The organism is Microbispora corallina, from assembly GCF_016863035.1.
Taxonomy (GTDB): Bacteria; Actinomycetota; Actinomycetes; order Streptosporangiales; family Streptosporangiaceae; genus Microbispora; species Microbispora corallina.
In genome coordinates this window covers 65,886-91,557 of sequence record NZ_BOOC01000036.1, presented here as the reverse complement: position 1 = coordinate 91,557, position 25,672 = coordinate 65,886, and the positions used below count along the sequence as shown (strand labels likewise).

24 protein-coding genes are annotated in these 25,672 nt (G+C 71.7%); 9 read left to right on the top strand and 15 right to left on the bottom strand.

The genetic code is table 11. The features are described from left to right. Positions 1 to 29: 29 nt before the first annotated feature. The 3 genes from Mco01_RS30970 to Mco01_RS30960 all read left to right on the top strand — a co-directional run bounded on the left by Mco01_RS30970 (position 30) and on the right by Mco01_RS30960 (position 4,710). A complete protein-coding gene (locus tag Mco01_RS30970) occupies positions 30 to 659 on the top strand; it encodes a PadR family transcriptional regulator (RefSeq protein WP_204060385.1) in 630 nt (209 codons plus the stop codon). Between the two features lie 109 nt (positions 660 to 768). Continuing rightward, positions 769 to 4,320: a WD40 repeat domain-containing serine/threonine protein kinase gene (locus Mco01_RS30965; RefSeq protein WP_204060384.1), complete on the top strand. Its 3,552-nt coding sequence runs from the start codon at positions 769 to 771 to the stop codon at positions 4,318 to 4,320. A gap of 66 nt (positions 4,321 to 4,386) precedes the next feature. Continuing rightward, positions 4,387 to 4,710 carry a YciI family protein gene (locus Mco01_RS30960; RefSeq protein ID WP_204060383.1) on the top strand — a complete coding sequence of 108 codons (324 nt, stop codon included), beginning with the start codon at positions 4,387 to 4,389 and terminating at the stop codon, positions 4,708 to 4,710. 5 nt (positions 4,711 to 4,715) lie between these two features. Here the strand turns inward: Mco01_RS30960 and Mco01_RS30955 are convergent, their stop codons facing one another. After that, positions 4,716 to 5,849, bottom strand: a complete 1,134-nt coding sequence (locus tag Mco01_RS30955; protein WP_204060382.1) for a hypothetical protein — start codon at positions 5,847 to 5,849, stop codon at positions 4,716 to 4,718. A 58-nt stretch (positions 5,850 to 5,907) separates the two neighbouring features. Beyond that, positions 5,908 to 7,275 carry a replicative DNA helicase gene (gene dnaB / locus Mco01_RS30950; protein WP_239104024.1) on the bottom strand — a complete coding sequence of 456 codons (1,368 nt, stop codon included), beginning with the start codon at positions 7,273 to 7,275 and terminating at the stop codon, positions 5,908 to 5,910. Positions 7,276 to 7,565: 290 nt separating this feature from the next. Here dnaB and Mco01_RS30945 point away from each other — a divergent pair, with 290 nt between their 5' ends. Beyond that, positions 7,566 to 8,891: an MATE family efflux transporter gene (locus tag Mco01_RS30945; RefSeq protein ID WP_204060381.1), complete on the top strand. Its 1,326-nt coding sequence runs from the start codon at positions 7,566 to 7,568 to the stop codon at positions 8,889 to 8,891. A gap of 90 nt (positions 8,892 to 8,981) precedes the next feature. On the opposite strand, the gene Mco01_RS30940 is transcribed toward Mco01_RS30945, so the two are convergent. The 7 genes from Mco01_RS30940 to rpsF form a co-directional block, all read right to left on the bottom strand. Next, entirely contained in the window at positions 8,982 to 9,725 is a 744-nt protein-coding gene (locus Mco01_RS30940) for an amino acid ABC transporter ATP-binding protein (protein WP_204060380.1), read from the bottom strand. Beyond that, positions 9,722 to 10,738 (bottom strand): amino acid ABC transporter permease, encoded by a 1,017-nt coding sequence (locus Mco01_RS30935; RefSeq protein ID WP_239104023.1) that lies wholly within the window; start codon positions 10,736 to 10,738, stop codon positions 9,722 to 9,724. The genes Mco01_RS30940 and Mco01_RS30935 overlap by 4 nt, the downstream gene beginning before the upstream one ends. After that, complete coding sequence (locus Mco01_RS30930; protein ID WP_239104022.1) at positions 10,735 to 11,640, bottom strand: ABC transporter substrate-binding protein; 906 nt, start codon at positions 11,638 to 11,640, stop codon at positions 10,735 to 10,737. Before Mco01_RS30930 ends, Mco01_RS30935 begins: the two co-directional genes overlap by 4 nt. Positions 11,641 to 11,787: 147 nt before the next feature. Further along, a complete protein-coding gene (rplI, locus tag Mco01_RS30925) occupies positions 11,788 to 12,234 on the bottom strand; it encodes a 50S ribosomal protein L9 (protein WP_204060379.1) in 447 nt (148 codons plus the stop codon). Between the two features lie 17 nt (positions 12,235 to 12,251). Then, positions 12,252 to 12,488 carry a 30S ribosomal protein S18 gene (rpsR, locus tag Mco01_RS30920; protein WP_036324737.1) on the bottom strand — a complete coding sequence of 79 codons (237 nt, stop codon included), beginning with the start codon at positions 12,486 to 12,488 and terminating at the stop codon, positions 12,252 to 12,254. An 82-nt stretch (positions 12,489 to 12,570) separates the two neighbouring features. Continuing rightward, positions 12,571 to 13,104 (bottom strand): single-stranded DNA-binding protein, encoded by a 534-nt coding sequence (locus tag Mco01_RS30915; RefSeq protein ID WP_204060378.1) that lies wholly within the window; start codon positions 13,102 to 13,104, stop codon positions 12,571 to 12,573. Between the two features lie 92 nt (positions 13,105 to 13,196). Beyond that, complete coding sequence (gene rpsF / locus Mco01_RS30910) at positions 13,197 to 13,487, bottom strand: 30S ribosomal protein S6 (RefSeq protein WP_036324739.1); 291 nt, start codon at positions 13,485 to 13,487, stop codon at positions 13,197 to 13,199. Positions 13,488 to 13,676: 189 nt separating this feature from the next. Here rpsF and Mco01_RS30905 point away from each other — a divergent pair, with 189 nt between their 5' ends. Further along, complete coding sequence (locus Mco01_RS30905) at positions 13,677 to 13,994, top strand: hypothetical protein (protein ID WP_051458217.1); 318 nt, start codon at positions 13,677 to 13,679, stop codon at positions 13,992 to 13,994. An 89-nt stretch (positions 13,995 to 14,083) separates the two neighbouring features. On the opposite strand, the gene Mco01_RS30900 is transcribed toward Mco01_RS30905, so the two are convergent. Next, positions 14,084 to 14,260: a hypothetical protein gene (locus Mco01_RS30900; protein WP_204060377.1), complete on the bottom strand. Its 177-nt coding sequence runs from the start codon at positions 14,258 to 14,260 to the stop codon at positions 14,084 to 14,086. 168 nt (positions 14,261 to 14,428) lie between these two features. Between Mco01_RS30900 and Mco01_RS30895 the strand changes: the two genes are divergently transcribed. After that, positions 14,429 to 15,229, top strand: coding sequence for a deoxyribonuclease IV (locus tag Mco01_RS30895; protein WP_036324740.1), 801 nt, complete (start codon positions 14,429 to 14,431; stop codon positions 15,227 to 15,229). A gap of 42 nt (positions 15,230 to 15,271) precedes the next feature. Here the strand turns inward: Mco01_RS30895 and Mco01_RS30890 are convergent, their stop codons facing one another. From Mco01_RS30890 to Mco01_RS30875, 4 genes are all read right to left on the bottom strand, one after another. Next, positions 15,272 to 16,504: a glycosyltransferase family 87 protein gene (locus tag Mco01_RS30890; protein ID WP_204060376.1), complete on the bottom strand. Its 1,233-nt coding sequence runs from the start codon at positions 16,502 to 16,504 to the stop codon at positions 15,272 to 15,274. Between the two features lie 162 nt (positions 16,505 to 16,666). Next, positions 16,667 to 17,986, bottom strand: coding sequence for a glycosyltransferase family 87 protein (locus Mco01_RS30885; protein ID WP_204060375.1), 1,320 nt, complete (start codon positions 17,984 to 17,986; stop codon positions 16,667 to 16,669). 167 nt (positions 17,987 to 18,153) lie between these two features. Next, entirely contained in the window at positions 18,154 to 20,907 is a 2,754-nt protein-coding gene (locus tag Mco01_RS30880; protein ID WP_204060374.1) for a transglycosylase domain-containing protein, read from the bottom strand. Positions 20,908 to 21,244: 337 nt separating this feature from the next. Beyond that, on the bottom strand, positions 21,245 to 21,628 hold the full coding sequence (locus tag Mco01_RS30875; protein ID WP_204060373.1) for a DUF5318 family protein: 384 nt from the start codon (positions 21,626 to 21,628) through the stop codon (positions 21,245 to 21,247). Positions 21,629 to 21,754: 126 nt separating this feature from the next. Between Mco01_RS30875 and Mco01_RS30870 the strand changes: the two genes are divergently transcribed. Together Mco01_RS30870 and Mco01_RS30865 are read left to right on the top strand one after the other, a co-directional pair. Beyond that, complete coding sequence (locus Mco01_RS30870) at positions 21,755 to 22,417, top strand: PadR family transcriptional regulator (RefSeq protein ID WP_051458220.1); 663 nt, start codon at positions 21,755 to 21,757, stop codon at positions 22,415 to 22,417. A 13-nt stretch (positions 22,418 to 22,430) separates the two neighbouring features. Continuing rightward, a complete protein-coding gene (locus Mco01_RS30865) occupies positions 22,431 to 23,510 on the top strand; it encodes an inositol-3-phosphate synthase (protein ID WP_204060372.1) in 1,080 nt (359 codons plus the stop codon). Positions 23,511 to 23,645: 135 nt separating this feature from the next. Here Mco01_RS30865 and idi read toward each other — a convergent pair whose 3' ends face one another. Continuing rightward, on the bottom strand, positions 23,646 to 24,248 hold the full coding sequence (gene idi, locus Mco01_RS30860; protein ID WP_204060371.1) for an isopentenyl-diphosphate Delta-isomerase: 603 nt from the start codon (positions 24,246 to 24,248) through the stop codon (positions 23,646 to 23,648). Positions 24,249 to 24,359: 111 nt separating this feature from the next. Here idi and Mco01_RS30855 point away from each other — a divergent pair, with 111 nt between their 5' ends. Further along, a complete protein-coding gene (locus tag Mco01_RS30855; RefSeq protein ID WP_204060370.1) occupies positions 24,360 to 25,658 on the top strand; it encodes an MFS transporter in 1,299 nt (432 codons plus the stop codon). Positions 25,659 to 25,672 lie beyond the last annotated feature (14 nt).

Sequence of the window (25,672 nt, the reverse complement as noted above, 5' to 3'; positions counted from 1 at the left end):
GTCAACATAGGAAGGTAAGATTCGGAGCCATGAGTCTCCGTCACGCGATGCTCGGCCTGCTCACCGCCGGCCCGGCGAGCGGCTACGACCTGCTGAAAGTCTTCGAGATCTCGCTGAACCACGTCTGGCCCGCCACCCAGAGCCAGGTCTACGCGGAGCTCAACCGCCTTGCGGGCGCGGGGCTGGTCAAGGCCGCCGCCGAGGGGCCCCGAGGCCGCAAGGAGTACGCCATCACCGAGACAGGGATCGCGGAGCTGCGCCACTGGCTGACCGAGGTCGAGCCGCAGCGGACCCACCGCTTCGAGGCCCTGCTCCGGGTGTTCTTCCTCAGCGAGCTGGAGCCGGAGCAGGCTCGGACCTACCTGGAACGGCAGGCCACGGCCGCCGAGGAGGACCACGCCGGGCTGCTGGAGCTCCGGGAGTCCGTCAGCCAGGGCGACGACCCGCTGTCCCTGTACGGGAACATCGCCCTGGAATGGGGGTTGCGGTTCACGGCCATGCAGCGGGAGTGGGCCGACTGGGCCGCCGAGCGCGTCGCGTCCCTCAACGGCCTGCCCGCGCACCCCACCGCCGCCGCCCCACCCGGCGGAAGCCCCCCATCGGGAGCGCCACCGGCGGACCCACAGGCGGACGCGCCGCCTGCCGGCCGGCCCGCCTGAGGGCCGCCGAGGCCGCCGTCCGGGGACGACCTCCCGTGCCCGGCGCAACTTCCGCGCCCCCGCCCGCATCTAATGGCCGGACCGACCACGCAGGCGAGGGAGTGAACACATGGCACCGGCGTCCGCGCTGCTCCCCGGAGACCCGCCCCAGCTCGGGGAGTTCTGGCTGGCCGGACGCCTGGGCGCGGGCGGCCAGGGCGTGGTCTACGAGGCCTACGACCCCGAGGGCGCCCGGGTCGCCGTCAAGGTCCTCCACGGCGACGCGGCGGGCGACCCCGACCTGCGCGCCCGGTTCGGCAAGGAGGCCACGGCCGCCCGGCGGGTCGCCTCGTTCTGCACCGCCCGGGTGCTCGCCGTCGACCTCGACGCGCCCAAGCCGTACATCGTCAGCGAGTACGTCGAGGGGCCGAGCCTGCACCGGGCCGTCGCGGACGGCCGCCGGTTCCAGGGCGACGACCTGCACCGGCTGGCCACGGCCGTCGCGACCGCCCTGGCCGCCATCCACGACGCCGGCGTCATCCACCGCGACCTCAAGCCCGACAACGTGCTCCTGGGCCCGGACGGCCCGCGCGTCATCGACTTCGGCGTGGCCAGGACCCTGGAGATGTCGCTCACCGCGAGCGGGCTGGTCACCGGCACCCCCACGTACATGGCCCCCGAGGTCTTCATGGGCCGCCGCGCGGGAGCGCCCGCCGACGTCTTCTCCTGGGGAGCCGTCGTCCTGTACGCGGCGAGCGGCGACGACCCGTTCCGCGCGGAGAGCCTCGGAGCGGTCATGCACCGCGTGCTGGCCACCGACCCCGACCTCGGCGTCCTGCCGGACTCCCTGCGCGCGCTCGCGGCGGCCGCCCTCAGCAAGGAGCCGGACGAGCGGCCCACCGCCCGGGAGCTCCTCCTCGGCCTGATCGCCCACCCCGGCGGCCCGGCCGACCTCCTCAGGGCGGGCAGCGCCGAGGCCGGCCTCCTGGGCGCCGACACCCCCGCCGACCCCGGCCTCGGCACGCTCGCCGAGGAGGCGTACGGCTTCCTCGGACCGGCGGAGCGCAACCTCGTTCCCGACGTCTTCCTCCGCATGGTCGGCATGGCCGAGAGCGGCGACCTCACGCTCCGGACGCTCCACCGGGACGAGCTGTTCGCGGGAAGGACGGCCGGCGAGACGGCCGCCCTCCAGCGGATCCTCGACGTCTTCGCCTACCTCGTCTCCACCCGGGGCGACGAGCTCGCCCTGGCCCGGCCGGCTCTGTTGCGCGCCTGGCCCCGGCTGCGGGCGTGGGTGGACGACGAACGCGACGGCCTCGCCGTCCACTCGATGATCCGGCAGGCGGCCCGGCAGTGGGACGGCCACGGGAGGCGCGAGGGCGACGTCCTGCAGGGCGGCCGCCTGGAGACCGCCGTCCGCTGGGCCGCCACCGGCCGCCGCCACCTGCGGCTCAGCCCGCTGGAGAGCGCCTTCCTCGACGCCTGCGAGGCGGCCACCCGCCGGCGGGCGCGCCGCCGCCGGCTGCTCACGGCCGCCCTCGGCGTCCTGCTCGTGCTCGCCCTCACCGGCGGCGCCGTCGCCGTCCGGCAGGGACAGGTCGCCGTACGGCAGGGCGAGATCGTCGCCGGCCAGCGGAACCAGGCGCTGGCCGCGCAGGCCGCGGCCGACGCCGGCGCCTCCCGCACCACCGACCCGGCCGCCGCCATGCTCCTCGGCGTCGCCGCCTGGAGGCTCTCCCCCACGACCGCGACCCGGGCCGCCCTCACGAGCTCCTGGGTCCAGCGCGAGCGGGCGGTGTTCACCGACCCCGTGCCGACCGGCGAGTCGGTCCGCCTGATCACCTCGGACGGGCGCCGCCTCTTCTCGGTGACGCCCACGGGCGTCCGGATCTACGACCTGAGGACGGGATGGAGGGCCGGCGGCTGGGACGGCCTGCGCCTGGACGGCGACGCGTTCCTGGGCGCCGCGCTCGGCGGCTCAGGACGCCTGCTCGCCGTCGCCTCCACCCGCGTCGTCCGCGTCTGGGACACGGCGACCGGCACGCCGACCGGGGCGGTCCTCCCCGTGGACGCGCCCGCGCTGTTCGGCGGCGTGGAGATGGGAGACGACGACCGCTACGTCCAGCTCCGCATCGGCGACGGCACCACGATCTGGGACACCCGCACCGGCGCCGAGCTGTCCTCCGAGTCTGGGGTCCTCGACGCGGCGTTCAGCCCGGCGGCCGGGCGGCTGGCCGTCGCCGACTTCTCCCGCCGTCCCCACCTCCGGCGGCTGCCCGGCGGCCGTCCCGTCGCGGGATGGCGCCCGCCGGCCTTCTGCCCCGGCCGTGCCGACACCGTGGCGATCAGCCCCGACGCCCGCGTCCTGGCACTCGGCGGCCCCTCCGGCATCTGCCTGACCGACCTCGCGACCGGACGGCTCCTCCCCCGGCAGCCGGAGGGCGCGTGGGGGGCCGAGGGCCGCATCCGCTTCAGCCCCGACGGCCGGTTCCTGGTCGCCTGGAGGGACACCTCCTTCCAGCTCATCCGGGTGGCCGACGGCCAGCGGCTGCTGACCTACCGGGCCGGCGCGCAGTCCTTCGGCTTCGACGGCCCCAACCTCCGCTACCTGGTCGACGACACCGTCGTCACCCTCGACGTCGGCGACCTCGCCGGGCCGTCCCGCCTCCCCGGGCCCGCCCCGGAGGACGCGATCTTCAGCGGCGACGGGCGACTCCTGGTCACCCGCGAGCCCGGCTCCCGCGATCTGGTGCTCTGGGACCCGGCCGGCCGGCGCCGGCTCGGCACGCCGCTGCGGCTGTCGGACGTGACAGGCCCGCACCTGGCCCTCAGCGGCGACGGCCGCCTCCTCGCCGCCGTCGACGGCCCGGGCGCCGACGTCGTCCGCGTCTGGGACACCGGCTCCCGCGCGCAGACGACGCCGATCGCACTGCCCTCCGGCTGGTACGCCGACGGCCTGGCCGTGAACGCCGACGGCACGCTCATGGTCGTCTCCGCCGCCTCCACCTCGGGCGCCGAGGGGGAGGAGCACGACCGGCTGCTCGTACGGGACCTGCGGCGGGGCGTCTGGACGACCACGATCGACACGCGCATCCCGGTCGACGCCGTCTTCCGGCCGGGGCACGACATGATCGCGATCAGCGACCGCTCGGCCAACCGTCTCATCGACCTCGCCACCGGCCGCCCGACCGGGCCGCCGTACGGGCCGGGAGGCATCGACGAGACCGTGTCCGCACCGATGATCAGCCCCGACGGCCGCACCATCCTGACCGGCGACTCCTCCGGCCGCCTCTCGTTCTGGGATCTCGCCACCGGCCGCCGCCGCGGTCCCGTCTTCCGGCCCGGGACCGTCCAGAGCGGGATCGCCGGCCTCGCCTACTCCCCCAGAGGCGACGTCGCCGCGTCCGTCCTGGGCGACGGCAGCCTGCAACTCTGGGACGCCACGTCGCCCGGCCCGCTGGGGGCGGCCGTCCCCGGCCGCAGCGCCGCCACCACGGCGCTGGCGTTCTCCCCGGACGGCTCGGTCCTGCGGCTGCTCGACGCGACCGGCGTCCTGCGCGAGGTGCCCGTCGCCCCCTCACTCCAGGCGGCCGCCGTCTGCGCCCGCGCGGGGCGTACGCTGACGGACGCCGAGTGGCGCCGGCACTTCCCCGGCGTGCCGTACCGGGACGTCTGCGCCTGACCGCGCTCCCGATGTCGATCCGCGGGCTGGCCGTTCGTCGGGTTGACGTCGAAGGGAGACCACCGCATGAAGTACATGCTCCTGATCTGCACCGACCACACCGTGGACGACGTGCCCGAGGTGCCCGCCGAGGACTGGGTGGACGAGATGAGCCGGCGGGGCGTACGCCTGGACGGCAACCGCCTGCGGCCCCCGAGCGACGCCACCACCGTCCGCGTCCGCGGCGACGAGATCCTGGTGGCCGACGGGCCGTTCGCCGAGACCAAGGACCTCATGGCCGGCTACGACATCATCGAGGTGGCCGACCTCGACGAGGCCGTGGAGGTGGCGGCCGCCCACCCGTTCGCCCGGTACGGCCAGATCGAGATCCGTCCGTACTGGCTGCCCTGACGCCGCTACTTGAGCGTGCTGCCGACGACGGCAGGCTTCCCGGCGCCCTTGTAGAAGACGCCCGGGTAGCCCGCCGTCTCGAACCCGGCGCTGTGGTTGTTCCGCAGCGCCGACCGCTCGATCCGCAGCGTGCCGGTCATGTCGTTGCTGACGAAGAAGATCGCCCCGCCGCCCTCCCTGGCGGAGTTGCCCTGGATCAGCGAGCCCGCGATCCGCACGGTGTACCGGTTGCCGTCGGTGTAGATCGCCCCGCCGCTGCCGCCGCCCGGGGTGCCGCCGCGCGCCGGGTTCGCGCCCCGGCCGACGGCCCGGTTGTAGGTCAGGACGCTGTTCAGCACGACCCAGGAGACCCCGATGCTGCTGAGCGCGCCGCCGTTCGAGCAGACGCCGCCCTTGCCGGGGGCGCCGCCGAACGTGCTGCCCACGACGTAGACCGGCAGATCGTGCGACTGGTCGAGCACCCGGATCGCGGCGCCGCCGACGTCGGGACCGGTGGCGTCGCAGCGGTTGCGATAGAACCGGGAGTTCACCACGGTGAACCGGCCGCCCCTGACGAAGATCGCCCCGCCGCCCCCGCCGTCGGTCCGCTGCCCGGTGGCGTTGCCGTCGGCGAAGGTCAGGTTCTGCACCGTGAGCCGGGGCTGCTCCTGGTCGTCGCAGTGCGACGTGGTCCACCCCTGGGCCTTGTCACAGGTGTTCATGTACAGGATCCGCCGGACGCCGCCGCCGCTCAGCGTCACCTTCCCGCCGCCGTCGAGCACGACGCGGGCGCTCGCGTTGCGGACCTTGGCCGTCGCCGTCATCCGGATCGTGACGGGCTTGGGGCCGCAGGAGAAGCGGATGATCCCGCCCTTGGCCACCGCCGCGACCACGGCCCGCGACGTGCAACTGCCCGGCGTACCGTTCCCGATCACCCGCGAGGGGTGCGAGGTGTCGACCGGCCGCCCCGCCGGCGGCACCGGCACGGTCCCGTTCGCGTTCGCGTTCGCCTGCTTGGCCGTCACGGCGGTTGTGCGGGTCGCGGTGCTCACCGTGCGGGCCGTCCGGATGGTCGTGGCGTACGACGGGGGCACGGCGGCCTGGACGGCGACAAGGGACAGCAGCGTGACGACGGTGACGGCTCCGCGCGGGAATCGCATGGGCCGACTCTACTGCCGCCCCTTTGCCCTCACTCGCCTCTTTCGTTTACTCCCGCGGTCAGTGAGTGGCCATGTCCACGAATCGGCTGTAGTGCCCCTGGAAGGCCACCGTCACCGTGGCCGTGGGGCCGTTGCGGTGCTTGGCCACGATCAGGTCGGCCTCACCCGCGCGGGGCGACTCCCGCTCGTACGCGTCCTCCCGGTGCAGCAGGATGACCATGTCGGCGTCCTGCTCGATGGAGCCCGATTCACGGAGGTCCGACACCTGGGGGCGCTTGTCGGTGCGCTGCTCGGGACCACGGTTGAGCTGGGAGATCGCGATGACCGGCACCTCGAGCTCCTTGGCGAGCAGCTTCAGCGCCCGGGAGAGCTCGGAGACCTCCTGCTGACGGCTCTCGGTCTTCTTCGGCGAGCTCATCAGCTGGAGGTAGTCGACGATCACGAACCGCAGGTCGTGGCGCTGCTTGAGGCGCCGGCACTTGGCCCGGATCTCCATCATCGACATGTTGGGCGAGTCGTCGATGAACAGCGGCGCCTCGGCCACCTCGCCCATCCGGCGGGCCATCCGCGTCCAGTCGTCGTCGTTCATCATGCCGGAGCGCATGGTGTGCAGGGCCACCCTCGCCTCGGCCGACAGCAGACGCATGGTGATCTCGTTGCGCGACATCTCCAGCGAGAAGATGACCGTGGTCATTCCATGCTTAATCGCCGCAGACCGTGCGAAATCTAGACCAAGGGTGCTTTTGCCGATCGCGGGCCTTGCAGCCACCACGATCATCTGGCCGGGGTGGAGGCCGTTCGTGAGGGCGTCGAGGTCCTGGAAGCCGGTGGGGACGCCGACCATCTGGCCGCCGCGGCTGCCGATGGCCTCGATCTCGTCGAGCGCGGCCGGCATGATCTCGGCGAGGGGGAGGTAGTCCTCGGAGGTACGGCGCTCGGTGACCTTGTAGATCTCGGCCTGCGCCCGGTCGACGAGCTCGTCGACCTCCTCGCCCTGGCCGCCGTACCCGTAGGAGACGATGCGGGTGCCGGCCTCGATGAGGCGGCGCAGGACGGCCTGCTCCCGCACGATCTTGGCGTAGTAGCCGGCGTTGGCCGCTGTCGGGACGATGGCGGTGAGCGTGTGGAGGTAGGCGCCGCCGCCGACGCGGGCGACCTCGCCGCGCTTTTGCAGCTCGTCGAAGACGGTGACGGAGTCGGCGGGCTCGCCCCGGCCGTACAGGTCGATGACGACGTCGAAGATGATCTGGTGGGCGGGGCGGTAGAAGTCCTCGGCGCGCAGCACCTCGATGACGTCGGCGATCGCGTCCTTGGACAGCAGCATGCCGCCCAGGACGGACTGCTCGGCCTCGATGTTGTTCGGCGGCGTCCGCTCGAACGTCGATTCCGATCCTCCCGAACCTCCCGGGAAGTCGAGCACGCTCACCTCACACCCCCTTGCGCAGCCGCCCCAGCGTCCTCAGGTCGGTCCGCCAGTCTCCCGGTCCACGCCCTCATCGGGCAACCCGGCCTGTCGACAAGGGTGTGGATAACATGTGCAGACTCCCCGTCAGCCCTGGGAAAACCTTGGGGACAGCCCTGTGGACAAGATGGTCGCTCTCGCCGAGAAACGGGCCTGACCAGCGGAATCGATGTCCACCAGCTGTGGAGGAAAGAAAGTCGGGGAGACACGCCGATACCGATCGGGCATGGGGCGGTAAGCCGCAAAATAGGGTTATGCCGCTTACCACCGGGGCCGGCCGGAACGTCCGGCAGAGCCGGGCCCACGACAGGGAGATCCTCAGGCTGGCGGTCCCGGCGTTCGGGGCCCTCGTCGCCGAGCCGCTCTTCCTGCTCACGGACTCCGTCATCGTCGGCCGCCTCCCCGATCCCGCGCTCGGCGCTCTTGGCGTGGCCAGCGCGGCCCTGTCGGCCTTGGTGGGCCTGTGCGTGTTCCTCGCGTACGCGACCACCGCGGCCGTGGCCCGGCGGCTGGGTGCGGGGAACGTGGGGCAGGCGATGCGTCAGGGCGTGGACGGCCTCTGGCTGGCGGCCGCCATCGGCCTGGCCGTCTGCGCGGCGTGCTGGCCTCTTGCACCATTTATCGTACACCTGTTCGGAGCGGCGGACCAGCTCGCCGCGCTGTCCGTCACGTACCTGCGGGTCAGCCTGCTCGGCGTCCCCGCGATGCTGCTGGTCCTCGCGGGCACGGGCGTGCTGCGGGGGTTGCAGGACACGCGGACGCCGCTGGCCGTGTCCGTCGGGTCGTTCGCGCTGAACGGCCTGCTCAACCTGTGGTTCGTGCTCGGTCTCGGCTGGGGGATCGCGGGGTCGGCCTGGGGGACCGTGGTCGCCCAGACCCTGTCGGCGGCCGTGTACGTCGTGCTGGTCGTGCGGCGGGCCCGGCGGCACGGCGCCTCCCTGCTGCCCGACCTGGCAGGGGTGCGCGCGGCCGGCGCGGCCGGCTTCGCCCTGGTCGTCCGTACGGCGAGCCTGCAGATCGTGCTGCTCGTGGCCACGTCGCTGGCGACCCGCATGGGCGAGGAGCAGATCGAGGCGCACACCATCGCGGCCCGGATCTGGACGTTCCTGGCGTTCGCCCTCGACGCGATCGCGATCGCGGGGCAGGCGATCACCGGCCGGACGCTGGGCGCGGGCGACGCGGCGGCGACGCGGGCGGCGACGCGGCGGATGGTGCTGTGGGGCGTGGTCTGCGGCGTGCTGTTCGGCGCCGTCGTGCTGCTCGCGCGGCCGGCGGTCCCCGGGCTGTTCGGGGCCGGCCCGGCCGTCGCCACCCAGCTGGAGGCCGCGCTCTGGCCGGTGGCGCTGCTCCAGCCGGTCGCGGGCGTGGTGTTCGTGCTGGACGGGGTGCTGATCGGCGCGGGCGACCAGCGCTACCTGGCCTGGGCCGGGGTGGCGACGACGCTGGCCTACCTGCCGTTCGCGGCCCTCGCGGGAGGTCTCGTCACGTTGTGGCTGGCGCTCGGCGTCTGGATGCTGGCGCGGCTGGTCACGCTGACCGTCCGGGCGTACGGCGCGGCGTGGCTCGTCACCGGCGCCTGAGACGGACCGGCCGACCCTCCCGAGCAGAGCCCGCCGGGAGGCGCCGTCACAGCGACCCCCCCGGCGCAGGCTGGCCACGCCGAGGTGGCGTCACATCCGCCGGGCCTCGAGGATCCGCTGGAGGAACTCCCTCGTCCGGGGATGCTCGGGGGCCGTGAAGATCTGCTCGGGCGAGCCGCGCTCCAGCAGCACGCCGCCGTCGAGGAAGCACACGGTGTCGGCGATGTCGCGGGCGAACCCCATCTCGTGGGTGGCGAGGATCATCGTCATCCCGGCGTCCTTCAGCTCCCGGATGACGCCGAGCACCTCGGTGACCAGCGCGGGGTCGAGCGCGGAGGTGACCTCGTCGAGCAGCAGCAGCCGCGGCTGGGTCGCCACGGCCCGGATCACCGCGACCCGCTGCTGCTGGCCGCCGGACAGCCGGTCGGGGTACTCCCCGGCCTTGTCCGACAGCCCGAACCGGTCGAGCAGCTCCCTGGCCTGCTCCTCGGCCTCCCGCGGCCGCACGCCGTGGACCCTGCGGGGGGCCAGCGTGATGTTGTCGAGCACGGTCATGTGCGGGAAGAGGTTGTAGGACTGGAAGACCATCCCGATCCGCTTGCGCACCTCGTCCGGGTCGGCCCGCACATCCGTGATCTCGGCGTCGTCCAGGAAGATCGCTCCGTCGTCGATCGTCTCGAGCAGGTTCACGCAGCGCAGCAGCGTCGACTTGCCCGAGCCGGAGGCGCCGATCAGGCAGACCACCTCGTGCGGCGCCACCTCCAGGTCGATGCCGCGCAGGACGCTGTGGTCGTGGTACTGCTTCCAGACGCCGTCGATCGTCAGCAGGCTCATATGGTCCCGCCTCCCGTCCGCCGCCGTGCCGTACGGGCGGCGAGGTGGTCGGTGAACCGCGCCATGGGCACGGTCAGGGCGATGAACAGCAGGGCCGACGTCAGGTAGGGCGTGTAGTTGAACGACGACGCGGCGTGGATCTGGGCCTGCCGGAGGGACTCGAGCGGGCCGAGCACCGCCACGAGCGCGCTGTCCTTCTGGAGCGAGGCGAAGTCGTTGAGCAGCGGCGGGACGACCCTCCGGACCGCCTGGGGCAGCACGACGTGGCGCATGGTCTGCCCGTGGGTCAGCGCCAGCGAGCGCGCCGCGGCCCGCTGGCTGGGATGGACCGACTCGATGCCCGAGCGGAACACCTCGGCGACGTACGACCCGTACGACAGCACGAGCGCGATGATGCCGAGCGTGACCGGGTCGCTGGGGGCTCCCTGGAGCTGGAGCGCCGGGACGCCGAAGCCCACCAGGTACACCAGCAGGATCACCGGGACGCCGCGGAAGACGTCCGTGTATAGCACGGCGAGGGCGCGCAACGGGAAGAACACCGGCGAGCGCAGGCCGCGCACCAGCGCCACGAGCAGCCCCAGGATCAGGATCAGCACCTCGGCGATGAGGAAGATCTTGATGTTGAGCAGGAAGCCGCGCAGCACGTCGGGCAGCGCCTCGGCGAACGCGCCCGGGTTCAGGAACGTCTCCTGGACCCGAGGCCACCCGGGCGACGCGGTCACGGCGACCACCAGGACGACGGCCGCCAGCACCGTGGAGGCCGTGGCGACCGTCGCCGACCGCCGGGACCGGGCGCGCAGCTCCGCCTCGCGGCGCACCTGCCGCTCGCTCTTCACCCACTCCGCCGCCGAAGCTCCCGCCTCCCCCTGGCCGGGGAGGGGGGACGCGCCGTCCGTCCGGGCTGAGGCGCCCGCGCGACCGTCCGTGGAGGACGCCGGTGAGCCGGCCTCACCGCCCGCGTGGGGCGCCGGGACCGGCGCGGCCGCCGGTGAGCCGGCCTCGTCGTCCGTCACTTCAGCTCCGGCGCGCCGGCGGCGGCGGTGAGCCACTGGCTCTCGATCCCGGCGAGCTCACCGGACGACTTGAGCTCGCCCAGCGCCTTGTCCACGCAGGTCACCAGCTTGCTGCCCTTCTGGAACAGCAGGCCGAACTCCTCAGGCGAGCCCGAGGCCGCCGAGAACTGCCCGACGATCTTCGACCCCTTCACCTGGGCGGCGGTGACGTAGAAGGCGGTGGGCAGGTCGACGACGATGGCGTCGATCTGCTTGTTCTTCAGCGCGTTGACGGCGTCGACCTGCTGGTTGAACACGCTCGGGTCGTTCGTCGGCTTGATCACCTGCTGGACGGCCTCGAGCGCGGTGGTCGCGGCCTGGACGCCGATCTTCACGTCCTTCAGCTCGGCGAGGCTGGTCGCCCCGGCCGCCTTCGAGCCCTCCAGGGCGACGACGCCCTGCTTGACCGTGTAGTAGCCCTGGCTGAAGTCGACGGCCTTGGCGCGCTCGGGGGTGATGGAGACCTGGTTGATGTCGAAGTCGAACTGCTTGGGCCCGGGGGCGAACGACGAGTCGAACGGCACGACGGTCCAGCTGACCTGGTCCTTGCCGAACCCCAGCTTCTGGGCGACGGCGTAGGCGACGGCGCTCTCGAAGCCCTGCCCGTTGGAGGGGTCGTCGTCCTTGAACCACGGCTCGTACGCCGGCTTGTCGGTGCCGACCGTGAGCTTGCCGGGGGTCACGAGCGGGAGCGAGGCGGGGGAGCAGGAGGCCGAGGCCGAGGCGGCGGCCGAACCGGCCGGGCTCGCGGTCGTGGTGGAGGTGTCGGACGCCGGGGCGCAGGCGGCGGCCGCCAGCGTGAGGGCGCCGACGGCCAGCGGCAGGTGGGGACGGCGCATCTCGGCCTCCATCAAGGGTGTCATCTACGGATTCCGCGCATTTGGCTGGGGAAATACTAGCGTTCCGTAGTACCCCCGTTTACCTGGAGGGATGGACGACATTGTTGCGTTTCGGTGGAGAAACGCGAAGGACCCCTCCCGGGACGGGAAGGGTCCTCCGGTGAGCAGGTGTCAGGCGCCGACGACCTCGACGTCGATCGTGGCCGCCACCTCGGGGTGGAGCCGGACGCTGACCTTGTGGGTGCCGACGCTCTTGATCGCGTTGTCGATCACGATGCGGCGGCGGTCGAGCTGCGGGCCGCCGGCGGCCTTGACGGCGTCGGCGATGTCGCCCGTCGTCACCGAGCCGAACAGCCGGCCGGAGTCGCCCGCGCGGGTCGTGAGCCGGACCTTGAGGGCGCCGAGCCTGCCGGCGACCTCCTTGGCCGAGCCGAGGTCGCGGATCTCCCGGGCGCCGCGCGCCTTCTTGATGGAGGCGATCTGCGTCTCGGCGCCGCGGGTCCACCGGATGGCGAAGCCGCGCGGGATGAGGTAGTTGCGGCCGTAGCCGTCCTTGACCTCGACGACGTCGCCGGGGGCGCCGAGCCCGGAGACCTCAGTGGTGAGGATGAGCTTCATGTCCTGAGTCTCCTTTCTCAGCGCGCCGTGCTCGTGTACGGCAGCAGGGCCATCTCACGGGCGTTCTTGATAGCGGTCGCCACGTCGCGCTGGTGCTGGGTGCAGTTGCCCGTCACCCGGCGGGCACGGATCTTGCCGCGGTCGGAGATGAACTTCCGCAGCAGCGCCGTGTCCTTGTAGTCGACGTAGGAGATCTTGTCGTGGCAGAAGAGGCAAACCTTCTTCTTGGGCTTGCGAACTGCCGGCTTCGCCATCGTGGTGCTCCTTTCAGAGCCCCGCGTGATGCGGGAATGGTCGCTCGGTTTTCCTGTGGTGATGAGACGGGGAGGAGGCGCCTTAGAAGGGCGGCTCGTCGCTGAAGTCGCCGCCGAAGCCGCCGCCCTGCTGGCCGCCGCCGAAGCCGCCGCCCTGCTGGCCGCCGCCGAAGCCGCCGCCCTGGGGAGCGGGGGCCGCGGTCGCCCACGGGTCGTTGGCCGGTGCGCCGCCGAAGCCGCCGCCCTGGCGGGCGGTCTTGTTGACCTTCGCCGTCGCGTTGCGCAGCGAGGGCCCGACCTCGTCGACCTCGACCTCGTAGACCGTGCGCTTCTCGCCTTCCTTGGTCTCGTACGACCGTTGGCGCAGCCGTCCCTGGACGATGACCCGCATCCCGCGCTGCAGGCTCTCGGCGACGTTCTCCGCCGCCTGACGCCACACGTTGCAGGTGAGGAACAGGCCCTCGCCGTCCTTCCACTCGTTGGTCTGCTTGTCCAGGAACCGCGGAGTGGATGCGATGCGGAACCGGGCCACGGCCTGCCCCGTCGGGGTGAAGCGCAGCTCCGGGTCGTCGACAAGGTTGCCGACGATGGTGATCGTGGTGTCGCCTGCTGCCATCGGTCGCTTTCGCCTTCCTATCCCGTCAGCTGAGCCGTGTAGGGCTCAGAGTACGGCCAGAGCCCGACAAAAAGCCGGGCTTCCGGTACTGCTCAGTGAAGCTCGGGGCGGAGGACCTTGGTGCGGAGCACGCCCTCGTTCAGGTTGAGCTGACGGTCCAGCTCCTTGATCGTGGCGGGCTCGGCGGTCAGGTCGACCACGGCGTAGATGCCCTCGGACTTCTTGGCGATGTCGTACGACAGCCGGCGGCGGCCCCAGACGTCGACCTTCTCCACGGTGCCGCCGTCGTTGCGGACGACGGTGAGGAACTGGTCGAGCGAGGGCTGCACGGTGCGCTCGTCGAGGGACGGGTCGAGGATGACCATCATCTCGTAGCGACGCATAGGTGTATCCAACCTCCTCTGGACTCTTGCGGTCACGACGCTCTGCCGTGACAGGAGGACACTGCGCGGGCGCCGGAGGCGGTCACCACCGCCGGGACCCATATCAGACGCAGCCGAACAAGGCTATCAGCCCCTTGGCCGTGCGCCGCCCGGAGAGTGAAACTGAAGCTGAGAGGGGGTGCGCGGTCTATGCGACACGTCATCGGCACGGGGCGGAGCCTGTCCTTCCGTCTCACCCTGAACACGGACGGAAGGCCGCATCCGCTGGAGAACGCCATGACGATCGCCACGCTGGCGCTCGGTCTCGTGGCGTTCGTCACCGGGTTCGTCGTGAGGGCTCACGTGGTCGCGGCGTGGACGGGGGCGATCGGCTTCTGGGGCGGCCTGTACGCCCAGTACGTCTCGTCGACCACCGCCCAGCGTTCGCTGATCATCGTGGGGGTGGTGGGGTCGTTCGTGGGGGTGGCGCTGGGGATCGCCCATGGAGGGTTCGTCCCCAAGCCCTGACGGTGGAACCAAGCCCAGACGGTGGAACCGGCCCCGCGCGGCTTCGCGAGGAAGCCCCGTCCCGCGCGGGAGGGCGCCGGCGGCCGGGGTCATCCTCCGATGTGCAGATCGACGCCGAGGAGGACGAGGAACCACAGGAAGATGGCGAGCAGCGCCTGGGCGATCTGCTTGAGCAGGGTGGGGGTGAGGTAGTGGTGGACCCAGGCCACGTAGAGGCCAATGAGGATGTAGATGAGTAAGAGGAAGCTGCCGACGCGATATCTCATGCTCGTCTCCTTGTATCATCGGCGCGCGGGGAGCAGGGCGCGTTCGACGTGCGACTGCCCTGGCGCGCCCTCTTGAAACGCTCTTGGACAGGGCCTAGAGTTCGCCCTTCCGCGTTCGGCGGCCTTCCTGCGGTGACGCCGCGACACGCGAGTGATGGAGGAACCGGGATGGACACGCACCACGGCGAGGAGCGCCCCCGGCGCATCGGAGCCCACGTCGACCAGGACGACCCGCTGGCCCACGCGGCGGCCCGCGACGCCGACGTCGTGCAGTTCTTCCTGGGCGACCCCCAGGGTTGGAAGAACCCGGTCGTCCCGGCGTCCGCCGACGCCCTGCGCGCCTCCGACGTCGACGTCTACGTCCACGCGCCGTACGTCATCAACGTGGCGACCGCGAACAACCGGATCCGCATCCCGAGCCGCAAGCTCCTCGACGGCCATCTCAAGGCGGCCGCGTCCATCGGCGCCAAGGGCCTGATCGTGCACGGCGGCCACGTCAACGCCGGCGACGACCCGCAGATCGGCTTCGACAACTGGCGGAAGGTCTTCGAGCGCACCGAGTGCCCGATCCCCGTCCTGATCGAGAACACGGCGGGCGGCGGCAACGCCATGGCCCGCAAGCTCGACCGCATCGCGCGCCTGTGGGACGCGGTCACCGCCGGCGCCCCCGACCCGTCCGTGATCGGGTTCTGCCTCGACACCTGCCACTTCCACGCAGGAGGTGAGGAACTTGTCGGCGTCGTCGAGCGGGTGAAGGCGATCACCGGCCGGATCGACCTGGTCCACTGCAACGACTCGCGCGACGCGTTCGACTCGGGAGCCGACCGGCACGCCAACATCGGCAGCGGGCAGATCGACCCCGAGGTCATCGTCGAGGTCTGCCGGGCCGCGGGCGGGGCGCCGATCGTGGTCGAGACGCCGGCCGAGGGCCAGGCCGACGACATCGCGTTCCTGCGCAAGCACCTGTAGCACTTGTCCACAGGCTGTGGACGAATCTCTGGATTGGCGAGGTCACCGGACGGGTAGGGGCTCCTGCTCCGCCGCCTCGTCCTGGGCATGCGCGCTTCGCCGGGTGTCGCGCCACAGCCGCACGAACGACACGACCGTGGCGGCGAGCAGGACCAGGTTGCGGGCGACCAGCACGAGGGTGCCCGGCAGGGCGCCCTTCCAGCTGTAGTCCTCCTCCATCCACGGGTACATGACCCCGGTCAGGAGGCAGGAGACCAGCACGAGCCACGCGGCCGGCCGCTGCCCCGGACCCGGCCGGTCCCGCCGTACGGACAGGGCGACGGCGGCGACGCCGAGCACCCAGATGAGGTATTGCGGCGACAGCACCCGGCTGGTCAGCACGAGGAGGAGCACGGTGGTGAGCGCCGCGTCGTAGTAGGACAGGGCGCTCGGGGCGGCGCGCAACCACCAGACGGCCATCAACGCCAGCGCGGCCGGGGTCGCGACGAGGCTCACGGTCTCCGCCGTGCCGACGCCCGCGCCCACCGCCTCCATCGCGCCGTGCTGGTAGGTGGTGAAGCCGTCCCACCACCCCACGGCCCTGGCGAACGCGAACGGCGTGGCGGCCAGCGACTCGATCTGCAGGCCGCGGTCCTGCTGGGCGGTGAGGAAGTCGAGGGCGTGCGGCATCGCGAGGGCCGCCACGACGCAGCCCACGGCCGCGACCGCCGCCGCCGAACCGCCGGCCGTCAGCAGCTCGCGCCAGCGGCGCAGCCCGGTCAGCAGCGCGACCGGCCAGACCTTGACGATCAGCCCGATCCCGATCAGCGACCCCCGTACGGCCGGGTCGGCGGACGCGGTGAGCGCGAGGACGGCGACCAGCGTGACCATGAGGTCGTAGCGCGAGATCAGCAGCGGCCCGAGCAACGCCGCGCCCACGGTCCAGGCCCACAGGCCGGTGCGGCCCGCCCCCTCCCGGAGGGAGAAGCGCCACAGCAGCATGAGGATGGCCAGGTCGCAGACGACGGCCAGCAGGTAGAAGCCGTTCCGGTAGCCGAAGGGCAGCAGGTGGGGCGCGAGCATGGGCAGCGCCGCGAACGGCGGGTACTGCCACTTGTCGTCGCCCGCGGGGAACTCCCCGCGGAGCAGCACGCCGGACCACTCCCGGTAGAGCTCGACGTCGTTCTCGAACGAGCCGTTGTGCCCCACGGGGACGACCTGCGTCGCCGCGAGGAACAGCGCGGCCCGGGTGAGCGCCCAGACCAGCAGCACCAGCCATGGCGGCCTGTGTCGCACCTGCGCCCCCACCCCCGTGTCCCGCGGCGTTCGCCGGCTCACTTGTCTCCCAAGGCTACGGTGTGACCCGGCGGTCACCGCCACCACACGAGCGGAAGATCCGATGAAAGTTTCACGTGCCGGGCGCCCCGCGGCGCGCCCGCGGCCGGCCTCAGGCGGGGATCATGCGGCGGTCGCCGCGGTCCGGGACCGCAGGGCGAACCTGTCCTCCGCGCCGTCGAACACCCCGCCCGACTGGTCGTCGATCCCCGCCTGGCGGACCACGTCATGCTCGGGCCGCAGCACGTCGCGGACCACGAGGGCCATCAGGACCACGATGGTGATCGCCCGCGTCCACACCGACAGGAAGTAGGCCAGGTCACCGATGCCGAGGGCCTCCTGGCCCGGGGTCTGGCCGACGAGGTAGAGCCAGATGGAGAAGAAGTACCAGCACTCGGCCGCCTGCCAGGCCGCCAGCGCCCCCCAGCGCGGCCGGGCCAGCACCGCGAACGGCACGAGCCACAGCACGTACTGCGGCGACCACACCTTGTTGGTGATCATGAAGGCGGCCAGGGCGAGGAAGCACAGCTGCATCAGGCGGGGCCGGCGCGGCGCCGCGAGGGCGAGCACGGCCACCCCGGCCAGCAGCACGGCGAGTGCGGCCATGGCCATCGTGTTCAGGTGCTCGGCGTCCGCGAGGAACCCCATCTGCCTGCGCTGGAAGAAGAACCAGAGCCCTCCCCAGTCGGCCCCGCGCTCGCTGCTGAAGGCGTAGAAGCGCTTCCAGCCCTCGTAGTTCACCGCCATGATCGGCACGTTGACCGCGAGCCAGGCGACCGCGGCCGCGGCGGCCGTCTTGAGGAACGGCACCCACTTCCCGGTGCGCACGGTGAGCAGGAACAACGCCCCGAAGAACATCAGCGGGTAGAACTTCGTGGCCACGGCCAGGGCCAGCAGCACGCCCGCCAGATACTGCCGCTCCCGCGACCACGCCAGCAGGCCGCCCAGGGCCAGCGCCCCCGCCGCGAGGTCCCAGTTGATGTACGCGCACAGGATGACGGCCGGGCCGACCGCGTACCAGAGGGCGTCCCAGGGGCGGGTGCGGCCCGCCAGGGCGGCCGTCAGCAGCACGCCCACGACCAGGGAGATCCCCATGAGGGCCACGGTGATGTCGTAGAACGCGACCCCGTCGCCCCCGGCGAGGCGCCGCGCGAACTCCATGATTCCGCCGATCCCGACCGGGTACTCGACGGGGTAGTCGACGTACGGGATCTTGCCCTCGTTGAGGTGCTCTGCCCAGTAGAGGGGATAGATGTCCGTGTAGCAGAAGTGGGTGAACTGCCCGACTCCGCCGTTCCAGACGCCCCCGAACCTGCAGGGGTACTTCCACAGGTACGCGAGGACGGCGCCCAGCCCCGCGAGAAGCCCGAGCGGTAGGTACGGCACGGCCCGCCCGCCGACCGTTGGCAGCGGGCCGGAGGCGTTCGAGGTCCGGGTCGTCATGGTGGGTATTGCATCATTCGAGACGGCTCGTTGGCGACTTCGCTATGCGGAAACCCGCGATACCGGAACCGCGCCGAGCCCTCCGGCGGCCGTCTCGCCGCCGTCTCAACGCCGCGGACGGAGGGGGCCCGGACGTGGTCCGGGCCCCCTCTGCACCTCCGTGTGTCCTACTGGCCGGATCTCCGGTTGCCGGCGCCCGAGGGCGAGGTGACCGGGGTCGAGGCCGGCGCGCCGGTCCCGCCCGTGCCGCCGCCCTGGTTGGGTCCGGCGGGGTTCGAGCCGGGGTTGAGCTGCAGCCCGCCGTCGTCGTTGTTGCAGGACAGGTCGCCGGGGACGCAGCCGCCGGGACCGTTGCCGCCGCCGGGCCCGTTCCCGCCGGGTCCGGGCGGGAAGTCCGTCGGGAAGTCGGTCGGGAAGATGTCCGTCGGCGTGGGCGAGGGGGTCGGCGTCGGGCTCGGCACGATGTTCTCCGGGCTGCCGATGCCGGCCTTCGCCGGGAAGTCCTTGACCGGCTTGCCCTGCAGCGCCTCCATCATGAAGGTCCGCCAGATCGTGGTCGGCGCGTCGGCGCCCTGGAAGCCCAGGGACACCTCCTTCGGATGGGTGTACGGGTTGTTGGGACCGTACTTCTTGCTCGGCTTGCCGCCTGGCGTGATCGGGCAGTTCGAGTACTCCGGCTGCACGATCTTGCCGCTGTCCGTGCGGCACTGCTCCCGGTACATGCCCACCGCGGCCGACAGCTGCGGAGTGAAGCCGACGAACCAGGCTTCCTTCTCGTCGTTGTTGGTACCGGTCTTACCGGCGGCCGGACGCCCGATGCCCTTGCCCGCCGCCGTACCGACCTTGAGGACCTGCTCCATCGCGGTGACGGCGTCCGCGGCCGACTCCGGCGAGATCACCTGACGGACGTCCCGCTTCTCCGGGAAGACGACGGTCTTGCCCTGCCGGACCTCCTGGATCACGTGGTAGTCCACGTGCTTGCCCTCGTTGGCGAAGATGGAGTAGCCGGCGGCCTGCTCGACCGGGGTCACGCCGACGCTGCCGATGGCGAGCTGGTAGCCGTGGCCGTGTGCGCCGCCCACACCGTTTTCGTCCTCGTCGATGGCCTTCTTGCTGATGCCCGCGGCCTCGGCGATGGACCGGACGTCGTCCAGCTTGCCGGGCAGCGCGAAGGCCATGGACGCGAACGCCGTGTTGATCGAGTGGGCGGTCGCGTAGGTCACGTCGATCGACGAGGGGACGCGCTCACCATTTGTGATCTTGGTGGTGCCCGGGAGCTCCTTCGGGACGGTCTCGCTGCCCGGGACCCAGCTGTTGAGGCTGAAGCCCGCGTCGAGCCACGCCGCCAGGACGTACGGCTTGAACGCCGAGGCCGCCTGCTTGCGTGAGTCGAAGGGCTCGTTCCACGGGTCGTTGATGTAGTTGTCGCCGCCGTAGAACGCGAGGACGCGCCCGGTGGCAGGGTCCACGGCGGCCAGGCCGGCGTGGAACTCCTTCGACATCGAGGTGGTGGTCGCCTTGACCGCCCTCTGCGCGGCCTGCATGAGCTTCTTGTCGAAGGTTGTGACGATCTTGTAGCCGCCCGACTCGACGTCCTCCCGGCTGAGGTTGCGCGTCGTCCGCAGCTCGTAGAGCGCCTGAGTGATCATGTACCCCTTCAGGCCGCCGAACTCCTGGGAGGGCCGCGCCTCCCGCGGCTTGGGGAACTTGGCGGTGGTGGTGATGTTCGGATACTTGGGCTTGCCGTTCTCGTCGACCATCTGCGACATGCCGGAGACGACGTAGGCGAAGCGCTCCTGGGTGGGCTTGTAGTCGCCCGCGAGCTCGGCCTTGTCGAAGTTGCCGGGCTGCTGGATGCGGCCCGCGAGGTAGGCGCCCTCGGCCACGGTCAGCTTCTTCGCCGGCTTGTTGAAGAACTCCCGGGCGGCGGCCTCGATGCCGTAGGTGTTGCGCCCGAACGGCACCGTGTTCAGGTAGTACTCGAGGACCTTGTCCTTGCTCCACTCCTTGTCGAGCTTGACGGCGATGAAGATCTCCTTGACCTTCCGCTTGATCGTCTGCTCGGTGCTGAGGCCCTGGAAGTAGTTGCGGGCCATCTGCTGGGTGATGGTGGAGCCGCCCTGCGTCTGCTGGCCGGTCGCCGTCATCCACACCGACCGGGTGAGGCCGCTGAGGTCGATGCCCGAGTCCTGGTAGAAGCTGCGGTTCTCGGCCGCGACCACGGCGTCGCGGACGTGCTGGGGCACCTGGTCGATGGTGACGGCGACGCGCTTGGTGCCGAGGCGGGCGATGACCTGGCCGTCGTGGTAGTAGAACGTGCTGCCCTGCGCGATCGCCGTCTCCTGCGCCTCCTTCTCGGTGGGCAGCGGCGTGTTGATGTACGCCACGGCGATCATGCCGAAGAGACCGGCCGCCAGCACGACGGCGCTCGCGAGGACGATCTTCCAGTTGGGCAGGAAGCGCTTCCAGCCCCTGCCGTCCGGCTCGGGCTCGTCGTCGAAGTCGCGCGGGTCGCGCGGCCCGCGGCCGCCGGGACCGCCAGGCCCACCCGGCCCACCCGGCCCACCCGGCCCGTCCGGCCCACCCGGCCCGTCCGGCCCGCCTGGACCGCCGCGGGCACGCCGTCCTGGGGCGCGGCGGCGGCCGCCGCTCGGCATCATCTCCGTGCCCTGGTCGTCCTGGCCGCGCCGGAAGCCGCCCGTGGGGGCACTCATGGCCTGCGTGCGCTCGTCACCGCCGGGACCGCGGCCCGTGCCTCTGCCGCCGGGACCGCCAGGGCCACCGGGGCCGCCGGGGCCGGGCGGGCCGGAGGGCACGCCGGGACCGCCCGCGTAGCGCGGGTCGCGACCGCCGGGCTCACGGCCGCGCGGCGGCTCGGGCCTGCGCTCGGGACCCTGCGGGGGCGGGGGCACCGCGTTCATGGCCGCCGTGTCCTCGAATGCGGCCTCGCGGCGGCGCGGGTCGGGCGCCGGCTGCCGTACCGGTCCCTGCTGCGGCGGGCGGGGGTGCTGGGCGGGGGCGTGGCCCCATCCGGGCGGGGGCTGCTGCCCTCCGGTCAGGTCGTCGTCCGATTCCCGGGGCGTGCGACGACGCCGCCCAGGGCGGGCTGATCCACCGGAACCCGAGGGATCCTCGGGACGGCCGGTCGGCTCCGGTCCGTAGCTGCTGTAAGTCACGCGTCCTCGTCAGGTGTTTCGGGGAAATCGTCGGCGTCCGGCCGGCGGGCCGGCGGGGTGGGGCCTCCTGGAGGTAGCCGCCCTACAGTGAGGAGCCCGGGGGGTCGGCTGTTCCGAGGACGAACGAGACCGCCAGGTGGTTCCAGGAACAACCTTGGCAGACCTCTACCACGTAGACCCTGAATTCGCCGTATTCACGGGCCATCTTCAGGAGGTCCGCGGTGCCTTTGACCTGCCCGGCCACACGTCCCAGCTCGTCCCCGTACACGTATGTGACGTTGGTCACGTTCCGGTGCTCGCAGATGGGGCACATGCGAGTCGTCGGCTCGCCGAGGAACCGGGCCGCCCGCAGCAGGTAGGGATGCGCGTCGCAGACGTCCCGTGCCCTCATGCGGCCGGCGCGGATCGACTGGATAGCCGCCCGCCTCGCGAGGCCGTAGTCCACGACCGACCGCTGTGACCACATGTGGGCCAGATTACGACCCTTTGCCAAATCTTGCCCAACCATTGACACGTTGCGTGATGTAGCGGCGCGACGTATCCTGCGGATGTATCGAGTCGATACATCGGCCGGGCACAGGGGGTGGTTCCAGTGACGGGCTCTCGTGGAGGCGTGCTGGAGCTCGCCGTCCTGGGATCGCTGAACGAGACGCCGCTTCACGGGTACGAGCTGCGCAAACGGCTCAACACCCTGCTCGGCATGTTCCGCGCCTTCTCCTACGGCTCCCTCTACCCGTGCCTGCGGGGCCTGCTCAACGACGGCTTCATCGTCGAGGAGGAGCCTCCGGAGGAGACGGTTCTCGGCCGACGATCGAAGATCGTCTACAAGCTCACCGCGGAGGGCAAGGAGCGGCTGCAGGAGCTGCTCAGCCAGGCCGGTCCCTCCTCCTGGGAGGACGAGAGCTTCGGCGTCCGCTTCGCCTTCTTCCGCCACACGGAGGCGGAGGTGCGCCTGCGCATCCTGGAGGGCCGCCGCAGTCGCCTCGAGGAGCGTCTCGAGCGCGTCCGCACGGCCCTCGCCCGCACCAGGGAGCGGCTGGACAGCTACACCCTCGAGCTCCAACGCCACGGCCTGGAGTCCGTCGAGCGTGAGGTCCGCTGGCTCAACGAGCTGATCGACTCGGAGAGGCGGAGCGGCGCGGCTCCCGCCGAGGCGGTCCGGGCCGCCGATCCCGCGCAAACCGGACGGGACACACCCGAGCGGGCCGTTCAGGAAGAACCTCAGAGGGCGCAGACGCCCGAGGCGGATAAGTAAAGGAGCGAGTGCTATGGGTTCGGTGCGCGTAGCCATCGTCGGGGTGGGCAACTGCGCCGCGTCTTTGGTGCAGGGCGTCCACTACTACAAGGACGCGGACCCGGACAGCCGGGTGCCGGGCCTGATGCACGTGCGGTTCGGTGACTACCACGTCGGCGACGTCGAGTTCGTCGCGGCGTTCGACGTGGACGCCAAGAAGGTCGGCCGCGACCTGTCGGAGGCCATCGTGGCGTCCGAGAACAACACCATCAAGATCTGCGACGTGCCGCCGCTCGGCGTCACCGTGCAGCGCGGCCCCACCTTCGACGGCCTCGGCGCCTACTACCGGGAGATCATCGAGGAGTCCGACGAGCAGCCGGTGGACGTCGTCCAGGTGCTCAAGGACGCCCAGGTCGACGTGCTGGTGTCGTACCTGCCGGTGGGTTCGGAGGAGGCCGACCGCTTCTACGCGCAGTGCGCGATCGACGCCAAGGTCGCCTTCGTCAACGCCCTGCCGGTGTTCATCGCCTCGGACCCCGAGTGGGCCGCCAAGTTCACCGAGGCCGGCGTGCCGATCGTCGGTGACGACATCAAGTCCCAGGTCGGCGCGACCATCACGCACCGGGTGCTGGCCAAGCTCTTCGAGGACCGCGGGGTCGAGCTGCTGCGCACGTACCAGCTCAACTTCGGCGGCAACATGGACTTCATGAACATGCTGGAGCGCACCCGCCTCCAGTCCAAGAAGATCTCCAAGACCCAGTCGGTCACGTCGCAGATCCCGCACGAGATGGCCAAGGCCGACGTGCACATCGGCCCGTCCGACCACGTGCCGTGGCTCGACGACCGCAAGTGGGCGTACGTCCGCCTGGAGGGCAGGTCCTTCGGCGACACGCCGCTCAACCTGGAGTACAAGCTGGAGGTCTGGGACTCGCCCAACTCCGCCGGCATCATCATCGACGCCGTCCGCGCGGCCAAGATCGCCCTCGACCGGGGCATCGGCGGGCCGCTGCTGTCGCCGTCGTCGTACTTCATGAAGAGCCCACCGGAGCAGTACTCCGACGACACCGCCCGCGAGGCCGTGGAGAAGTTCATCCGCGGCGAGGTCGAGCGCTGACGCCGCTCCCGCCGGTATCGGCCTGACGCCCCGGCCCCCCTTCCGAGGGGCGCCGGGGCGTCGTCGCGTTCTCACGGAACCCAGCTGGGCCGGGCGTTCGTCATGCCGGGGCGCCTCGGCGAGTCCGGGCGGGGGTCAGCGGCGGTCGACCGGCTCCAGGCGCGCCGCGGGCGGCAGGGCCGCGGGGTCGGCCGCCGGCCAGGCCAGCGGATCGGGCCCGAGCGCGACGAGCAGGGGCACCTGCTCCCTGGCCCAGGGGGAGATGGCCAGCTCACCGCTCATCACCTGCTCGGCGAAGCGGTCCCAGGGCATCCAGCGCACCGCGTCGACCTCGGCGGCGTTGGGCGCCGCCTCCCCGCGCACGACGGCACGGTAGACCGGGCACAGCTCGTGCTCGACCGTTCCGGTGTCCATCACGGCCCGGTAGGAGAAGCGGGGCAGGATCAGGTCGACCGAGTCGACCCGAAGCCCCAGCTCGTAGGACAGGCGGCGGGCGACGGCCGTGGGGAGCGGCTCGCCGGGCAGTGGGTGCCCGCAGCAGCTGTTCGTCCACTCGCCGGGCCAGGTGAGCTTGGCGGCGGCTCGCTGCGACAGCAGCACCCGGCCCTGCTCGTCGAAGACGTAGCTTGAGAAGGCCAAATGGAGAGGGGTGTCGGAGCCGTGGACCGTGGACTTGGGAGCGGTGCCGATCGAGTTTCCCTCGCCGTCGACCAGCACGACATGTTCCTGGAAGTTCACTCTCCGAGAGTACGAGATGAGTCGCCGCCGCACCGCGTTCGCCGCATGCTCGGGGATTCGTCAGGGTTGATCCGGATGCCGCCTCCTGATCTACCCGCGTAGGCTGTCGCCGTGTCCTTCGTCTCTGATCTGCGCGTGGTCCTCGAGGGCCGGAACTTCCGGCGCCTGTTCGGCACCCGCCTCCTGTCGCAGTTCTCTGACGGAATATTCCAGTTCGCCGTCGGCGGTTACGCGTTCTTCAGCCCCGAACGGCAGGCGAACGCGACCCAGATCGCGGCGGGCCTCGCCGTGCTCCTCCTGCCGTACAGCGTGCTGGGCCCCTTCGTGGGGGTCTTCATCGACCGGTGGTCGCGGCGCCAGATCCTCGTGATCGCCCCGATGGTAAGGGGCGTGCTGCTGCTGCTGGCGGCCGGCCTCGTCGCGGCCGACGCGCCCACGGGCGTGTTCTACGCCGCCGCGCTGGGCGTGCTCGCGGTCAACCGGTTCTTCCTGTCCGCGCTGGGGGCCTCGCTCCCCCACGTCGTGCCGTCCGACCGGCTCATGATGGCCAATGCGGTGACGCCGACCTCCGGCACGGTGGCCACGTTCGTCGGCGCGGGCGCGGGCTTCCTGCTCCGCCTGGCCTTCGGCTCGGGCTCCGGCGGCACGGCGATGCTGCTGGTCTTCTCGGGGGTCATGTTCGGGCTGAGCGCGCTCATCGCGCGGACCATGGAGCGGGCGCTGCTGGGGCCTGCCTACGACCCCGGCCGTCCGCAGGCCCGGGAGGCCGTCCGGCACGTGATCAGCGGGCTCGTCGACGGCGGCCGGCACGTCGTCCACCGCCGCGGGGCGGCCGCCGCGCTCGGCGGGATGGCCGTCCACCGGCTGCTGTACGGCATGTCCGTGGCAGCCGTGGTCATGCTGTACCGCTACTACTTCACCAGCGACCCTGAGGTCGCGCTGCGCGGCATCGCCCTGGTGCTCGCGACGTCGGGCGCCGGCTACTTCGTCGCCGCGCTCATCACGCCGTGGGCGACCGAGAGGTTCCGGATCGAGACCTGGATCCCGGCCATGCTCGCCACCTGCGGGATCCTGGAGTTCCTGCTCTGCGCGACCTTCCACGAGTGGGGGTTCATGGCCGCCGGCTTCGTGCTGGGCGCGGCCGGGCAGAGCGTGAAGATCTGCACCGACACCGTGGTGCAGCGCGACGTGGACGACGCCTACCTCGGGCGGGTGTTCTCCCTTTACGACATGCTCTTCAACGGGATGACCGTCCTCGGCGCCGTGCTGGCCGCGGCCCTGCTCCCGCCGAACGGCAAGTCCTACCTGGCGCTCGCCGTGATCGCGGCCGGCTACCTGCTGGGCGCGCTCGCCTACCGCCTCGTGGTCCCCACCACCGCCCCCCGCGCCCCCGCCGTCGCCGCCGAATAGCCACCGTACGACCG

Coding starts and splice junctions, on each gene's coding strand:
- Mco01_RS30865 (WP_204060372.1), top strand. CDS start 22,431: ATGGGTTCGGTGCGCGTAGCCATCGTCGGGGTGGGCAACTGCGCCGCG.
- rpsF (WP_036324739.1), bottom strand. CDS start 13,487: ATGCGTCGCTACGAGATGATGGTCATCCTCGACCCGTCCCTCGACGAG.
- Mco01_RS30940 (WP_204060380.1), bottom strand. CDS start 9,725: ATGAGCCTGCTGACGATCGACGGCGTCTGGAAGCAGTACCACGACCAC.
- rplI (WP_204060379.1), bottom strand. CDS start 12,234: ATGAAGCTCATCCTCACCACTGAGGTCTCCGGGCTCGGCGCCCCCGGC.
- Mco01_RS30875 (WP_204060373.1), bottom strand. CDS start 21,628: ATGTGGTCACAGCGGTCGGTCGTGGACTACGGCCTCGCGAGGCGGGCG.
- Mco01_RS30895 (WP_036324740.1), top strand. CDS start 14,429: ATGGACACGCACCACGGCGAGGAGCGCCCCCGGCGCATCGGAGCCCAC.
- Mco01_RS30970 (WP_204060385.1), top strand. CDS start 30: ATGAGTCTCCGTCACGCGATGCTCGGCCTGCTCACCGCCGGCCCGGCG.
- Mco01_RS30965 (WP_204060384.1), top strand. CDS start 769: ATGGCACCGGCGTCCGCGCTGCTCCCCGGAGACCCGCCCCAGCTCGGG.
- rpsR (WP_036324737.1), bottom strand. CDS start 12,488: ATGGCGAAGCCGGCAGTTCGCAAGCCCAAGAAGAAGGTTTGCCTCTTC.
- Mco01_RS30880 (WP_204060374.1), bottom strand. CDS start 20,907: ATGAACGCGGTGCCCCCGCCCCCGCAGGGTCCCGAGCGCAGGCCCGAG.
- Mco01_RS30955 (WP_204060382.1), bottom strand. CDS start 5,849: ATGCGATTCCCGCGCGGAGCCGTCACCGTCGTCACGCTGCTGTCCCTT.
- Mco01_RS30960 (WP_204060383.1), top strand. CDS start 4,387: ATGAAGTACATGCTCCTGATCTGCACCGACCACACCGTGGACGACGTG.
- Mco01_RS30885 (WP_204060375.1), bottom strand. CDS start 17,986: ATGACGACCCGGACCTCGAACGCCTCCGGCCCGCTGCCAACGGTCGGC.
- Mco01_RS30900 (WP_204060377.1), bottom strand. CDS start 14,260: ATGAGATATCGCGTCGGCAGCTTCCTCTTACTCATCTACATCCTCATT.
- Mco01_RS30915 (WP_204060378.1), bottom strand. CDS start 13,104: ATGGCAGCAGGCGACACCACGATCACCATCGTCGGCAACCTTGTCGAC.
- Mco01_RS30930 (WP_239104022.1), bottom strand. CDS start 11,640: ATGACACCCTTGATGGAGGCCGAGATGCGCCGTCCCCACCTGCCGCTG.
- Mco01_RS30945 (WP_204060381.1), top strand. CDS start 7,566: ATGCCGCTTACCACCGGGGCCGGCCGGAACGTCCGGCAGAGCCGGGCC.
- Mco01_RS30905 (WP_051458217.1), top strand. CDS start 13,677: ATGCGACACGTCATCGGCACGGGGCGGAGCCTGTCCTTCCGTCTCACC.